Raw genomic sequence first — 14,981 nt, 5'->3', positions numbered from 1 at the left:
CCAGGATCCCGGTGTGAACCCGTCCCCCGAAGCGTCCCCATCCCCGGTGCCCGCCACGCGCCCGCCCGACCGTGGCCCGGTCGTCGCGCTGCTCATGTGGACCGCGCTCCTGCTGCTGCCCCTGCTCTACGGCTGGTACCGCTTCAGCCAGGACTCGCTCGCCTGTTTCAGCGGGCCGGCCGGCTGCCGGGGGCAGCGCGCCACCGTGATGTCAGCCGTGGACTGGGGGGTGTCGCTCGTCGGCGGGCCGGTCGCCGGTGCCGTGTTCCTCGGCACCACCGGTGCGCTGCTCCGGCGCCGGGCCGCGGTGTGGGCGGCGGCCGGGGCGTTCCTCGGCACGCTGGTGATGTGGATCGTCGCGGTGTATGCACTGGGCGAAGGGTTCCAGCACTCGCAGATCGACTTCTGAACGCGCCCCGGCGCTCGCCTCCACATGGCGGCGCGCCAGTCGTCGGTCCCGGCGGACCAGTACCGCCGTGCTCAGGGTGACGCAGGCGAGCGCGGCGGACACGGGCGTCAGGAAGTACAGCATCACCGCTCCTCGCCGCCGGCCCGTGCCCGGTGGATGGCGCTCTCCACGGCCGCCACCCGGTCGGCGAGCAGGCCCAGGGCCGCGACCGCGCGGGTCATGGGGTCGTCCTCGGGGCCGCCGAGGGTGCGGGCCCGGACCTGGGCCCTCTTCACCTCGGCCCAGCGCGCCGCCCGGTCGGCGTCGAGCGCGCCGCGCAGCTCCGCCAGTTTCAGCAGGTTGGCCTCGGCACCCGTGGTGAGGGTCTGGGCCTCGGCGGTGTAGTGGTCGTCGACGACGGCCTCGCGTTCGGCGTCGTTCATGACCGGCCGCAGCCGCTGGACGATCTTGTTCATGTCGCGGTAGGAGCCCTGGAGGCGGAAGGGCGGCTCCGTGCGGGCCGCCTCCGACTGCGCGGCGGAGTCGATATAGGCCCGGTTGACCTTCAGTACCGTCTCGCGGACCGCCAGCGCATGTCGCACCACGGCCAGGGCGCCGTCCAGTTCGGCGGCCGGCATGGGCCGGGTCAGCCGGTCGGCGCGGGCCGTGGGGTCGGCCGCGGCCAGCCGGACCAGCAGGTCCAGGTCGGCGCGGTCGCGGCCGGCGAGCGGGGCGAGCACCGGGTTGGCGGTCAGGGCGTTCTCGATGAAGCTGAGCGCGAAGACGTCCTCCTTGCCGGTGAGGACGTCGCCGAGGTTCCGGACGTCCGCGCGGCTGGCGAGCATGTCGGGGATGCGGAAGCGTTCCCCGGACTCGGTGTAGGGGTTGCCGGCCATGCAGACCGCGAAGCGCTTGCCCCGCAGGTCGTAGGTGCGCGGCGCGCCGTCCCACACGCCGTCCACGCGCCGGGTGGCGTCGCACAGCGGGATGAACTGCTGCAGCAGCTCCGGCGAGGTGTGCTGGATGTCGTCCAGGTACAGGAGGGTGTTGTTGCCCGCCGCCAGCGCGAAGTTGATCTTCTCGATCTCCCGGCGGGCGGTGGCGTTCGGCGCGTCGGCCGGGTCCAGCGAGGTGACGGTGTGGCCGAGCGCCGGGCCGCTGACCTTGACCAGCATCAGACCGAGCCGGTCGGCGACGTACTCCATGAGCGTCGTCTTGCCGTAGCCGGGCGGGGAGATCAGCAGGAGCAGCCCGCCGGTGTCGGTGCGCTTCGTCGAGCCGGTGGTGCCCAGCTGGCGGGCCAGGCTGTCGCCGATCAGGGGGAGGTACACCTGGTCCACCAGGCGGTTGCGGACGAACGCCGACAGGACGCGGGGGCGGTGCTCGTCCAGGCGGAGGCGGTCGCGTTCGGCGGTCACCAGGGTCGTACGGCGGCGCTGATAGGCGCGGAAGGCGGGCACCTCCTCGGCCGTGAAGCGGGCCGTACGGGCGAGGAACTCGTCGATGCGCAGCTGCAGTCGGCCGCCGCGGACGCGCGGGTGCGTGCCCAGCAGGCCCTCCGCCGTCGCGGTGAGCGGGGCGTCGCCGTCGTAGCGGGGCAGGCCGGGGCAGAGCTCGGCGGCGACCGCCTCGGCCAGTTCGCCCGGTCCGGCCTCGGTCCCGGTGGCGGCGGCGTACGCGCCGAGCCAGGCGTGCACCACCTGGCGGCGCGCGGCGAGGCCGGTCAGGTCCTGCAGCTCGCCGCCGTAACTCCCGTCCGCGTGGCGGAACTTCTCCAGCAGTGTGCGGGCCGCGACTCCGAGGACGAAGCCGTCCGGGGCGCCGGTCAGCTCCTCGAAGAGGTACGCGGCCGCCGGACCGCCCGGCGCCTGTGCGTCCCAGGCCTCGATCGCCCCGGCCAGCTCCCGCTCCAGCTCCCCGATGGCCGGTACGGCACCGAAGGCGTCCCGGGCCCGGGCCAGCGACACCGCCCGCCGGACCCACGCCGTACGAGCCTCCTCGGTGGTGCCGTGCGCCCAGAACAGCTGGGCGGCGGCGCGGGCACCGGGCTCGTGACGCAGGGTGCCGGCGCCCTCGTACAAGGGCAGCAGGGCGGTGAGGACGACCGTCGCGTCGTGGTCGTGGACGCCGCGCTCGTAGCCCTCGTCGTACGACTCCTGCGCCGCCCGGCGGACCAGGCCGGGCAGGTCGTCGGCGGCGGCGAGGGCGGCCGGGCCGTGCTCGGCGAGCAGCCGGGCGGCGAGGTGCTCGGCGCGGTAGACCCCGGGCGACTCGGACGGCAGATGGCGGTCCCAGTGGGCGCGGTACGCCGCGAACTGCGGGTCGGTGACCGGGGCGCGGTAGTCCGTGCCCGTGACCGCGAAGGCCAGGCCGTCGCCGTGCGGGACGAGGGTGAGGTCGAGCGGCTGGGTGTTGACGGCGAAGCGGTGGCCGCCGAGCAGCAGGGTACGGCCGTCCTCGGTGTACAGGTCGGTGCGGTCGCGCAGGGCGCGGGCGGCCTCCTGGCGGGCCGACTTCAGGCGGCCGTCGAGTTCCTCGGCGCGCACGCTGTCGCCGAGGGCACGCAGCTCGTCGGCGGTGCGGCGGACCTTGGCGACCAGTGGGTCGGAGGCGAAGTAGGTGGTGACCGCGTCGGTGTCGGCGAGCGTGGCCGCGCGCCGCCCGACGGTGTCCAGGATCCGCCCGGCGGATACGGCGAGCTGTTCGGCGCGGCGGGCGCGGGCGTCGGCGAGGGACTGCTTGCGGGCGGCGAACGCCTCGTAGATCTCCGTGCGGCGGCCGGCGAGTTCGGCGAGGAAGTCGTCGAACTCGGCGAACCGGCCGTCCAGGTCCTCCACCCGGGCGAGGACGGCTGCGAGCTGGTCGTCGCACTCCTCGGGCGTGCCGGACACGGCGAGCGCGGCGGTGACCGCCTGGGCGAGCAGCGCGGTCTCGGCGGCGAACTCGGCGCGCCCCTCACTGTCCTGGAGGGCGCGGCGGCGGCCGTCGAGGGTGGCGCGGGCCCGGTTGACGCCGCCCAGCACCTCGGCGATCCGCTCCAGGACGGCCGTACGGACGGTGGCGTCGGCGATGTCGAGGCCGGTGACGACCTCGGTGACCGTGCGCAGCCCGGCGGCCAGTTCGTCGAGCCGGCCGTCGACGGTCCGGGCCGCGGCGACCGTCCCGATCCCGGCCGCCTCGGCGACGAGCCGCTCGACCTCCGCCTGCTGCCCGGCGAAGGCGTCCTCGCGCGCCAGGTACGCCACCGCGCGCCGCCCGAACGCGGCCAGGTCCTCCTCGGCGGCGGCCGCCAGTTCCTCCAGCCGGGCGGCATCGACGTACCGCAGTTCGCGGAGGGTGAGCACGTGCCCCTGCGCCTGCCGGAGTTCGGTCAGTCCGCGCACCCAGGCGGCGGCCTCGCGCGGGGCCTCGCCACGCAGCCGGCGCACCACGGCGGCGATCCGCTCGGCGGCCTCGTCGAGGGCGGCTGCGGCCTGCCGGGTCAGCTCGCGCACGGTCTCGAACTCACCGAGCACCTGCTCGGCGGTGACCCGGACCTGACCCAGCGGTTCGGCCAGCGAGCCGAGTTCGGGCTCGCTGAGCCAGTGATGGGCGTCGGCGGCGCGTACGCAGGCGGCGGTGAGCGCCCGGTACCCCTCGCCCGTCTCGATGCCGTCGGTGACCAGCCGGGCCACGGACAGGCAGTCGGCGAGCCCGCGCACGAGGTCCGCGTTGCCGACCCGGGCCAGCGCGCCGGTGCCGGTGCGCAGGGCGGCGGCGTGGGTGTCGGAGACGTACGGCGAGGTCCACCACTGGACGGGATGGGTGTGCGCGGGCTCCTCGCCGTCGGCGCGCAGCACGGCGAGCGCGCCGTCCGCGAACAGCGCCCAGCCCCGGCACGGCAGCGGGGTCGCGACCTCCTTGCGCAGGGTGTTGTACGACAGCAGCAGTGTGCGGCCCTCGGTGCGGGACCGGAACGCGTACAGCACGTCCTCCCCGTTCGGCGCGCGCACCTCCCGCTCGAACTCCAGCCCCTGCACGTCGAGTTCGTACGTCTTGTGGGTACCGCCCGCCAGGCAGTACCCGCCGGGGAAGACGATCCCCTGCTCCTCCGGCAGCCGCCGGCAGGCCTGTCCGATCCCGTCGAGCCGGACGACGGTCCGGGAGAGCGTGTCGAACACCAGGTACCGGTCGGCGTCCTCCTTGTACGGCCGCACCCGCAGCAGCACCAGCGCACCGACCCGCGCATGCGCGACGGCCGCGTCCGCGAGTGCCTGCAGCGGCTCCTGCACGGGTTCGGCGTACAGCTCCGCACCGTCCGGGGTGCGTACGGTGAGGGTGCCGCCGACGGTGCTCACCCCCAGTCCCCCGGGAACGGCCACGTACTGCTCCCGGCCGAGGACGTGATCCTCGCGGGTGGTCTCCGTCCAGGTCACGTCCTGGGCCGGCGGGAAGACGTCGTCGCGGTCGCCGCGCGCGTCCAGGAACTGCGCCGCCCGGCCGTCCTCGGTGAGGGACCAGCGCAGGACGCGGACGTCCTCGGCCTTCTCGCCGGTACGGAAAACCGCCAGCAGCCGGCCGTCGACCCGGCGCAGCCGCAGCAGGCGCGCTTCGCGGTAGTAACGGTGCAGCGCGTCGAACTCCCTGACGAACCCGGGGTCGTCCAGCAGACCGGGTACGGCGTCCTCAGCCGGCCGGTCGCCGTCGCGGCCGTACAGCGTGAGGACGTCGGTGACTGCGCCGGTCGCGCCGAAGAGGAGCGCGTCCCCCACGGCCACGATGTCGCTCGGCACGCACGCATGCTCGGTGCGGAGGCGAGCGGTGCGCGCGAGGTCCAGCCGCGCCGAGCCGAACTCCTCGGCCCGGCGGGCGTTGAGAGCCTCGGCCCGCCGGGTGAGTTCGGCGGCCTGCGCGGCGAGCCGTTCGCGGAGCACCTCGTAAGTACCGGCGTCCACCTGCGGCGCCTCAGCGGTGGCCATTGCGGGTGTTTCCTTTCGTGGCTGTGCGGCTGGCGGCTCGGGTCTGCGCGTCGGGGGCCGGGTGCGGGTGCGTCGTGGCTGCGCCACCCCCGTCCCGCGTCAGCTCTGCGCGCCGCTCCCGTTCAGCGCGGTCACCGGCGTGTCGGCGAGGCCCAGTTCGCTTGCCCGGTCGAGGAGTTTCTGGAGCTGACCCGCCTGCGGGCCGCCGCCCCTGATCTGCTTCGCCAGCAGGGCCGACACCGTCAGGTTCCGCACGTCCGCCGAGCCGAGTGAGCCCAGCAGCCTGCTCAGGTCCTCCGTGAAACTGCCCGTACCGTCCAGCCACGGCCTGGTCAGGGCCTGTGCGGTAAGGGAGTTGTCGACGAATCCGTCCACCCCCTTGCCGAGCGACACGGCGGACACCAGCCGGTCGAAGAAGACGGACTCCCCGCCGACGATGTCGATGTCGGCGTTCTCCAGCCCGGTCGCCAGCACCGTCGCCTGCGCCTCGGCCACCTGCCGCTGCGTCTCCAGCCCGGCCAGCCGGATCTCCTTCTCCGCCTGCAGCCGCAGCCGGTACTCCTCGTGCCCGCGCGAGGCCTCGTCCAGCGCGGCCATCGCGGCGGCCTTCTCGGTCAGGCCGGCCGCCTCGGCCTTCAGCTTCTCGCCGATACCGGTGGCCTCGGCGAGCGCCTTCGCCCGGGCACCCTCCGCCTCCGCCTTCAGCCGCGCCTCGGTGGCCTCCGCAGCCGCCCGCGCCCCCTCGGCCTCCGCGAGCCCCTTCGCCCGCGCCCCCTCGGCCTCCGCCAGCGCCTTGGCCTGTGTGCCCTCGGCCTCGGCCCGCAGCCGCGCCTCGGTGGCCTCGGCCTCCGCGCGCCCGGCCTTCACGGTGACCTCGGCCTCCTTGTCGCGGACCTGTACGGCGGCCAGCCCCTCGGCGGCGGCCTCGGCCTGGACGCCCTCGGCGAGCCGCAGCTTGGCCCGGGCGTCGAGGTCGGCGGTCTTCAACCGGGCCTCGGCGAGGGTGAGTTCCTCGGCGGCCCGGTGGGTGGCGGCCTGTTCCGCCGCCTCGGCGGCCTTGATGTCCTTGACCAGCTTCTCCTGCGCCTCCGCCTCGGCGGCGATGACGAGGACCTGCCGCTCCCTCTCGGCCTCCTCGACCACGCGCAGCTTCTTGATGGACTCCTCCTGCTCGGCGACCGTACGGTCCACCGCGACCCGCTCCCGGACGACCTCGGCGATGTCCCGCTTCTCCGCCTCGACCTCCTTCTCGGCGGCGATCCTCGTCAGCTGGGTCTCCCGCTCCCGGGCGATGACTTCGAGCAGCCGGTCCTTCTCGATGCGCTCGTTCTCGACGGCGATGACCCGCTCGCGGTTCTTCGCGGCTACGGCGATCTCGCGGGCCTGGTTCTCGCGCTGGACCCCCAGCTGCTCCTCGGTCCGCAGGAAGGCGGCCTGCGCGCGCAGCCGTTCCTCCTCCACCACACGGGCGGTCTCGGCCTCCTCGCGCGCCCGGGAGGTCTCGATCTCCCGCTTCTGCTTGATCTCGGCGTCCGCCTGCCGGCGCTCCAGCTCCAGGATGGCCTCGCGGGCGTCGACGTCCTGGCGGGTGATCTCCTTCTGCTCGTTGCGGCGGGCCTCGTTGGTGCGGACGTGCTCGACCGCCGTCAGCTCGGTGATCTTGCGGATGCCCTCGGCGTCGAGGACGTTGGCCGGGTCCATCTGGGACAGCGGGGTCTGCTCCAGGTAGTCGATCGCCGCGTCCTCCAGGTGGTAGCCGTTGAGGTCGATGCCGATCAACTCGATGATGTGGTACCGCAGTTCCTCGCGCTTGGTGTACAGGTCGGTGAAGTCCATCTGCTTGCCGACGGTCTTCAGCGCCTCGGAGAACTTCGCGTGGAACAGCTCCTGCAGCGTGTCCTGGTGGCTGGCGCGCTCGGTGCCGACGGTCTGGGCGACCTTGATGACGTCCGGGACGGTCTTGTTGACCTTCACGAAGAACAGGATGCGGATGTCGGCGCGGATGTTGTCCCGGCAGATCAGCCCGTCCCGGCCGGAGCGGCTGATCTCGATCGTCTTCACCGAGATGTCCATGACCTCGGCCTTGTGCACGATCGGCAGCACGACCTGCCCGGTGAACGACACGTCGACCTGCCGCGTCTTCGACACGATCAGGGCCTGGCTCTGGTCCACCTTGCGGTACAGCCGGGAGAACGCGAGCACCGCGAGCAGCACGGTGAAGAGACATACGACGGCGAGCACGCCGAGCGCTTCCATGACCACACGTCCTTGCGTCAGACGACGGGATACGGAGCCCCCCGGTGCTGCGGGGCCGGTCAGCCGGCACGCCATGCGCCAGGTGCCCGGCACCGCGGCCCTCCGTAGTGCTCCCCGCAGGAGATGGTGCGGCAGGGCATACGTCCGCGCATTGCCGGTTTCCGGCAGTGTTCACTAGTGTCTGCATGCCGGACAGGCGCTAAGAAATCGTCACCGGCGCGTCAGGAACACGGGGGAACACGGGGCGGGGCAGGCGTGGGGGAGCAGCACGACACAAGCGGCATACCGGAGCGCTATCTGGACGGTTTCGCCCGGACGCTGGCCGAGGTCGCGGTCACCGGCCGGCGGCTGACCAGGGAGGAGCTGAAGACCCGGCGGACTTTGGGGGAGCAGGCCGCCGACGCCGGGCACGGACTGCGCGCGCTGGTCGTCGCCCACCTGGCCGCCACCCGCGCCGCCTGGCCGGCCGTACCCGGTCGGGCCGAGAGCGGCCAGGCCACCCTGGCCGCCGTGGAGCAGGCGATAGACGCGTTCGCCGAGGGCTACGAACGCGCCCAGCGGCTCGCCGTACGCCGCGAGGAGGCGGCGCGCCGGGAGTTCATCGACGACCTGCTCTACGGCCGCAGCGACCTGGGCCGCCTGGCCGAGCGCGCCGAGCGGTTCGGCCTGCGCCTGTCCCAGGCGCACGCGGTGGCCGTCGCCGAGGGCCCGTCCGCGTACGTCGAGGGCGGCCCGGCCGCCCGCCGCGTCGAGGCCGCCGTACTCGCCCGCTTCGACTCCCGCAGCATCCTGCTCACCACCAAGAACGGCCGGCTGCTGTGTGTCGCGCCCGGCGAGGAGGACGAGATCCTCGTCCACTTCGCCAAGCAGGTGTACGCGGCGACGGGCACCGCCGGCGCAGCACCGCGGATCGCCATCGGCCGTCCGCAGCACGGCGCCGGCGGGGTCGTGCAGTCGTACGAGGAGGCCCTCGCCGCGCTGGAGATGGCGGCCCGTCTGGACCTTGCCGGGCCGGTGCTGCGCGCCGCCGACCTGCTCGTCTACCCGGTGCTGGCGCGGGACCGGCAGGCCCTGGTCGACCTGGTGGAGCACACGCTCGGCCCACTGGCCTCGGCCCGCGGCGGCGCCGTCCCCCTCCTGGACACGCTGAGCGCCTACTTCGACGCCGGCTGCGTGGCCGCCGAGGCCGCCCGCCGCCTGTCCCTCAGCGTCCGCGCGCTCACCTACCGCCTGGAGCGCATCCACAAACTCACCACCGCCGACCCGACCGACCCCGCCCACCGCTACATGCTCCAGACAGCCGTCATCGGCGCCCGCCTGCTGGACTGGCCCAACCATCCCCTGTGATGCGGGGTTCGCTCAGGCGGCGGCCCGTTCCACGGGAATCCACAGCTTCGCGTCCGCCTGTGTCCCGTCCTGTGCCACGCTCACCTGGAGGATCTCGGGTCCCGGCCTGCTCTGGTAGGGGTTCGAGGGGAACCACTGCATGAACACGTCCCGCCACAGGTGCTGGAGCGCCTGCGGGAACGGGCCGGAGTTCTCGAAGACGGCCCACGTCCCGGCCGGGACGGCAAGGACGTCCATGTCCTCGGGCGCTTCGGCGCTCGTCACCACACCCTGGTAGTAGTCGAGTTCGGTCCCCTCCGCCCGGCTCGGATCGAGCTGGTCGCTCACGCCGACGATCCCCGCCGGCTCCTGGTCGGACAGCGCCGTGATACGCGCCAGCGTCTCGGGGCCGATGCCGCGGACGAACTCGGCTATCGCCGGGTTGACCCCCTCGTGGACGAGCGGGACACGGGCCTTCTTGCCGACCACACGGAACTCGTCCTTGTCCACGATCCTGTATCGCATACTGCTGCTCCCTTCAATGATGAGCCGGAAGGACATCCGGGGCTGGGAGTGCAGAGCCGCACCGGTCCGCCGGGCCTCGCCCGGACCCACACCGTGGACGGCCCGGAACGCACGGGCGAAGGCTTCTCCCGAGCCGTAGCCGTAGCGCACGGCGACGTCCAGCAGCGTCCGTTCACCGGCGAGCACCTCGGCGCCCGCCACGGTCAGCCGTCTGCGGCGGATGTACTCCGACAGCGGGACGCCGGCCAGCGCGGAGAACAGCCGACGGAAGTGGTACTCCGACATCGCTGTCATCCGCGCGAGCTCGGCCACGTCGATCGGCCGGTCGAGATGCGACTCGATGTGCTCCATGGCCTGGTTGAGCCGCTCCAGCATCCCGGTCCCCTTCCCTTTCGATCACCAACGTTAGGAAGGGACCACCCTGCCGCACCCGACATCCCGTGCCCGACGCGGTCGGGTTCGACGGGCTCCGAAAGTACTTGCATTTATGGAAAGTACTGTCCATGCTTACGGGTACGAAGGAGAGGCGGCCGACCACCGCCTCTGCCCGCCCCACCGTCGAAGGGACACACATGGACAGCACGGGGGACCCCATGGACGCCCGGCAGGCGCGGGCCGCGCTTGCCGCCGCCTGCGCCGCACGGACGGCGGCCCGCGAGGCGGGCGAGCGCGGCCGGCCTCTCGGTTACGCGATGGGCCAGGGTCTGACGTGTGCGGCCGGCTTCACCGCACTGGGCCTGGCCGAGCAGTGGCCGCGATGGGGGGACTGGCTGGTGGCCGCCGCCGTGGTGTGCCTGGGCGCCTTCCTCGTGCTGCTGTGGCTCGGCGCGCACCACGGCGGAGTGACCCGCTGGTTCAACCGGGACCGCCGGCCCGGCCGTCCGGCCTGGCAGGCCTGGGTGGTGCCGTTCATTCCCGTGACCGTCGGCCTGCTGGCCGCGATCCCGTACGGCACCACGGGGTGGCTCGTCGGCATCGGCCTGGCTTCCGGCACGGACTACGTCCTGCGCGGGATCCGGCAGGGCCGCACCGCATGACCGGCCCCACCGGCGGCGCGCCCCCCGCGCTGGACCGCGAACTGCACCACCCGACCCGGCTGGCCCTCGCCGCCTACCTCTCGGCGTGCGGCGAGGCGGAGTTCGCCGTCCTGCGGGACTACTGCCAGGTCTCCGACTCCACGCTGAGCAAGACCCTCTCCGCGCTGGAGAAGACGGGCTACGTCAGCATCCGCAAGGGGTACCTCGGCAAGCGCCCGCGCACCTGGGCCGGGCTCACGCTCACCGGCCGCAGGGCGCTTGCCCGCCATCTGGCGGCGCTGGAGGACATCGCGGCGACGGCCCGCCGGGCGGCCACCGAGGCGGACGGCGGCGGCTGCGGCTGAGCCCCGCTCACTCCTCGTCGGTCTCAACCACCGGGCGGGTGCGCCCCGGCTCGGGCAGCTCGGCCAGCTCCGCCCGGACGAGCAGGACGTCGCCGATGAAGAGGTCGTACACCAGGATGCCGACGACACCGCCGATCAGCGGGCCGACGATCGGGATCCACCAGTAGGCGCTGAACGACCCCGGCACACTGCCCGGGAAAGCCAGGCCGTTCCACCCCGCCGCATAGGTGAACAGGCGCGGCCCGAAGTCACGGGCCGGATTGATCGCGTAGCCCGCGTTGGCGCCGTAGGACATGCCGATGGCGGCCACGACGAAGCCCACGACCAGCGGCCCCAGGTTGGCCTTCACCGCCTGGTTGCGCAGGTCGATGACGGCGGCGATCAGCATGAGCAGGAAGGCCGTGCCGACGATCTGGTCGACCAGCGGACCCCAGTAGCCGCCGTGGAAGTACGGCGCCGGGAAGGTGGCGAAGATGGAGAAGGTGGCGTTGGTGTGCCCGTTCACCTTCGGGCCCGTCGCGGCGGCGTCGAAGGCGTGGATCGCTTGGTGGTACACGAGGTAGACGAGCGCCGCACCGGTGAGCGCGCCGACGACCTGCGAGAACCAGTACGGCAGGACCTTGGCCCAGGAGAAGCCGCGGCGCACGGCCATGGCCAGCGTCACCGCCGGGTTCAGATGGGCACCGCTCACGCCGCCGCCGACGTAGACGCCGAAGACGACGGCGAAGGCCCAGCCCCAGGTGATCAGCAGCCAGTCGCCGGCCGCGAGGAAGATCGTCGTGGGGGTGGCGGCACGGCCCGAGCCGGGCAGTGCGGCGACCGCCGTCGCGACCACACCGCAGCCGAAGGAGATGAGCACGAAGGTCCCGAGGAACTCGGCGAGACACTCGCCCAGCAGCCCTCCCCGGCCTCTGAGCCGGGACGGCTTGATGAGCGCAGGGATTTCGACAGCCATGGAGGCCCCCTTGCAGAGAGCAATACGGCCAACATCACCATATTGGCCTACAAACCCTCACCTCGCAGGTTGACCGAACGCCGTCAGCCGTCCAGATCGTCGGCGAAGTGCCGGAACCCGTGCCGGTCCCGGTGCATGCCCCACAGCGTCTCCGCGAGCACCGCCGGGTCCTTGCGCGCATGCCCCGGAGTGATCGCCCCCGGAATCACCAGCTGCGCGACGTGTATCCCCTCCCCCGCCAGCCGTTCGTGCAGCAGATGGCCGTAGGCGGTCTCCGCGGCGAACGCGATCGACGTCCCGGCCCGCTCGGTGTGCGGTACGACGGCGGTCCCGCCGTTGACGAAGAGGATCGTCCCGCGCCCCAGCCGGCGCATCCCCGGCAGCACCTGCTGCACGGCCGCGACGGGCCCGTACACGGAGAACTCGACCGGCCCGACGAGATCGCGCGGCCCGGTCTCCAGCACGGGCCGCATGAAGTCCCGGTGCGGCACCGGGCTGTACTGCAGCACCTCGACGGTCCCCACCTCGCCCGCCGCCCGCTCCAGTGCTCCGGCCAGCTCCTCCGGCCTGCGCACGTCGGCGACGAACCCCCGGGCGCCGATCCCGCTCCCGCCGAGCTCCCGCACCAGCGCGTCGAGCCGTTCCCGGTTCCGGGCGAAGAGGGCGACATCGAACCCCTCCCGCCCGAACCGCCGCGCGACAGCGGCTCCGAGCCCCGGCCCGGCCCCCACGACGGCGATGCTGCTCATCCGTGTTCACCACTCGGGAAGTCTTGATCAGTGCCTGCGCAACATGCGGCGAGTAAGGATCCTCGACCCTGCGCATCCTGGACAGGTCATAATCCCCGAGTCTTCAACCGGATCACCCGGGACGCATCTCGAACGCGGCGACAACGGCCGGCCGGGGGTGGCCGGATTGCGCCGTCCGTGTGCATCCGTCACGCGATCGGCCGCGCGTCGGCCGCTCAGGGCGTCGAGCGCGGCACCGCGCAGCAAGGATGGCGAGTAGCCGATGTCATGGCGTGCGCGGCCCGCGAGCATCAGGAGACAGACGACCAGTGAGCATCCTCAACGAACCCCATGGCGCCGCCGAGGAGGCGTACGAGAGCGAGGTGCCGGTCAGGGGCAGGCGGCCCGGCAGTGTCGTGGTGAAGTGGCTGACGACCACCGACCACAAGACGATCGGCACGCTCTATCTGGCGACGTCGTTCGCGTTCTTCCTGATCGGCGGCGTGATGGCGCTGATCATGCGGGCCGAACTGGCCCGTCCGGGCCTGCAGATCATCTCGAACGAGCAGTTCAACCAGCTGTTCACGATGCACGGCACTGTGATGCTGCTGATGTTCGCCACCCCGCTGTTCGCCGGCTTCACGAACTGGATCATGCCGCTGCAGATCGGCGCGCCCGACGTGGCGTTCCCGCGGCTGAACATGTTCGCCTACTGGCTGTACCTGTTCGGCTCGGTCATCGCGGTGGGCGGCTTCCTCACCCCGGACGGCGCGGCCGACTTCGGCTGGTTCGCCTACTCCCCGCTGACGGACGCGATCCGCTCACCGGGCGTCGGCGGCGACATGTGGATCATGGGTCTGGCCTTCTCCGGCTTCGGCACCATCCTCGGCTCGGTCAACTTCATCACCACGATCATCTGCATGCGCGCCCCGGGCCTGACCATGTTCCGGATGCCGATCTTCGTGTGGAACGTGCTGCTGACCGGTGTCCTGGTCCTGCTCGCCTTCCCGGTCCTGGCCGCCGCGCTGTTCGCCCTGGAGGCGGACCGCCAGTTCGGCGCCCATGTCTTCGACGCGGCCAACGGCGGTGTGCTGCTGTGGCAGCACCTGTTCTGGTTCTTCGGCCATCCCGAGGTGTACATCATCGCGCTGCCGTTCTTCGGCATCGTCACCGAGATCATCCCGGTCTTCGCCCGAAAGCCGATCTTCGGTTACATGGGACTGGTCGCCGCGACCATCGCGATCGCCGGTCTGTCCGTGACCGTGTGGGCCCACCACATGTACGTCACGGGGGGCGTCCTCCTCCCCTTCTTCGCCTTCATGACCTTCCTGATCGCCGTGCCGACCGGGGTGAAGTTCTTCAACTGGATCGGCACCATGTGGCAGGGGTCCCTGTCCTTCGAGACACCGATGCTCTGGGCCGCGGGCTTCCTGGTGACGTTCCTCTTCGGCGGCCTGACCGGTGTCATCCTGGCCTCGCCGCCAATGGACTTCCACGTCTCCGACTCGTACTTCGTGGTGGCGCACTTCCACTACGTGGTCTTCGGCACGGTCGTGTTCGCCATGTTCGCCGGATTCCACTTCTGGTGGCCCAAGTTCACCGGCAAGATGCTCGACGAGCGGCTCGGCAAGATGTGCTTCTGGACGCTGTTCATCGGCTTCCACGGCACCTTCCTCGTCCAGCACTGGCTGGGCGCGAACGGCATGCCGCGCCGCTACGCCGACTACCTGGCGGCCGACGGCTTCACCGCCCTGAACACGGTCTCGACGATCAGCTCGTTCCTGCTCGGCCTGTCGATGCTGCCGTTCCTCTACAACGTCTGGAAGACGGCCCGGTACGGGGAGCCGGTCGGCGTGGACGACCCGTGGGGCTTCGGGCGTTCGCTGGAGTGGGCGACCTCCTGCCCGCCGCCGCGGCACAACTTCGTCACCCTGCCGCGGATCCGCAGCGAGTCCCCGGCGTTCGACCTGCACCACCCCGACATCGCGATGAGCGAGCACGAGGCGGCCGCGATCCCGGCACGGCCCGACCGGGGCCAGGGATGACCGGTCCGCCCCGGCAGAGCTCCGACGGCGCCCTGGCCAACGAGGTGGAGGGCTACCTGCTCTGGCAGGCCCGGATCGCCGAGGCGGAGCAGCGCGCCCGGGAGTTCACCGGGCCCCTGGAGTGGCTGACGAGCGGGCAGCGCGAGGAGATCGAGCGGCGGTACGTCGCCGACAGCCTGCGCCGGGCCCGGACCGACCTGGAACGGATCGCAGCCCGCTGCGCGTCCCTGCGCACCGAGTACGAGCACCGCTACCAGGAACTGCGCCGGCGCTGCGTGGGCGTCACGCTGGCGGTGTGCGCGGGCTGCACGGCGCTGGTGGCCCTGCTGCTGGCGCTGTGACGGGAAGCGGTGCAACGGCGGAGGTGCTGCTGCCCGCCGAGGAGCCCCACGGTGCGCTCCGGGTTCGCACGGGCGAGG

General features: G+C 72.4%; 11 protein-coding genes. 6 read left to right on the top strand and 5 right to left on the bottom strand.

Annotation, left to right across the window (positions count from 1 at the left end; genetic code table 11):
- The first annotated feature begins 46 nt into the window (after nt 1-46).
- The gene (locus tag ACZ41I_RS32975) at nt 47-409 is read left to right on the top strand and encodes a hypothetical protein (protein ID WP_468515779.1); all 363 of its coding nucleotides are present in this window, start codon (nt 47-49) and stop codon (nt 407-409) included.
- A gap of 122 nt (nt 410-531) precedes the next feature.
- Here the strand turns inward: ACZ41I_RS32975 and ACZ41I_RS32970 are convergent, their stop codons facing one another.
- Both ACZ41I_RS32970 and ACZ41I_RS32965 read right to left on the bottom strand, forming a co-directional pair.
- Nucleotides 532-5,346, bottom strand: a complete 4,815-nt coding sequence (locus ACZ41I_RS32970; protein WP_468515778.1) for a DNA repair ATPase — start codon at nt 5,344-5,346, stop codon at nt 532-534.
- Between the two features lie 99 nt (nt 5,347-5,445).
- Entirely contained in the window at nt 5,446-7,602 is a 2,157-nt protein-coding gene (locus ACZ41I_RS32965) for a flotillin family protein (protein WP_399766417.1), read from the bottom strand.
- Between the two features lie 255 nt (nt 7,603-7,857).
- Between ACZ41I_RS32965 and ACZ41I_RS32960 the strand changes: the two genes are divergently transcribed.
- The gene (locus ACZ41I_RS32960; protein ID WP_399766420.1) at nt 7,858-8,949 is read left to right on the top strand and encodes a PucR family transcriptional regulator; all 1,092 of its coding nucleotides are present in this window, start codon (nt 7,858-7,860) and stop codon (nt 8,947-8,949) included.
- Nucleotides 8,950-8,961: 12 nt separating this feature from the next.
- Here ACZ41I_RS32960 and ACZ41I_RS32955 read toward each other — a convergent pair whose 3' ends face one another.
- On the bottom strand, nt 8,962-9,828 hold the full coding sequence (locus ACZ41I_RS32955; protein ID WP_468515777.1) for a GyrI-like domain-containing protein: 867 nt from the start codon (nt 9,826-9,828) through the stop codon (nt 8,962-8,964).
- Between the two features lie 197 nt (nt 9,829-10,025).
- Between ACZ41I_RS32955 and ACZ41I_RS32950 the strand changes: the two genes are divergently transcribed.
- The gene (locus ACZ41I_RS32950; RefSeq protein ID WP_468515776.1) at nt 10,026-10,490 is read left to right on the top strand and encodes a hypothetical protein; all 465 of its coding nucleotides are present in this window, start codon (nt 10,026-10,028) and stop codon (nt 10,488-10,490) included.
- Nucleotides 10,487-10,834: a winged helix-turn-helix domain-containing protein gene (locus ACZ41I_RS32945; RefSeq protein WP_399766426.1), complete on the top strand. Its 348-nt coding sequence runs from the start codon at nt 10,487-10,489 to the stop codon at nt 10,832-10,834. Before ACZ41I_RS32950 ends, ACZ41I_RS32945 begins: the two co-directional genes overlap by 4 nt.
- Before the next feature lie 7 nt (nt 10,835-10,841).
- Here the strand turns inward: ACZ41I_RS32945 and ACZ41I_RS32940 are convergent, their stop codons facing one another.
- Nucleotides 10,842-11,789, bottom strand: coding sequence for an MIP/aquaporin family protein (locus ACZ41I_RS32940; RefSeq protein ID WP_363215176.1), 948 nt, complete (start codon nt 11,787-11,789; stop codon nt 10,842-10,844).
- A gap of 83 nt (nt 11,790-11,872) precedes the next feature.
- A complete protein-coding gene (locus tag ACZ41I_RS32935; RefSeq protein WP_363215177.1) occupies nt 11,873-12,538 on the bottom strand; it encodes an SDR family NAD(P)-dependent oxidoreductase in 666 nt (221 codons plus the stop codon).
- Between the two features lie 308 nt (nt 12,539-12,846).
- Between ACZ41I_RS32935 and ctaD the strand changes: the two genes are divergently transcribed.
- A complete protein-coding gene (gene ctaD, locus ACZ41I_RS32930) occupies nt 12,847-14,562 on the top strand; it encodes an aa3-type cytochrome oxidase subunit I (protein WP_468515775.1) in 1,716 nt (571 codons plus the stop codon).
- On the top strand, nt 14,559-14,903 hold the full coding sequence (locus ACZ41I_RS32925; protein ID WP_468515774.1) for a cytochrome C oxidase subunit I: 345 nt from the start codon (nt 14,559-14,561) through the stop codon (nt 14,901-14,903). The genes ctaD and ACZ41I_RS32925 overlap by 4 nt, the downstream gene beginning before the upstream one ends.
- The last annotated feature ends 78 nt before the right edge of the window (nt 14,904-14,981 follow it).

The organism is Streptomyces sp. NPDC030799 (genome assembly GCF_055572255.1).
This window is presented reverse-complemented; position numbering and strand designations above follow the sequence as displayed.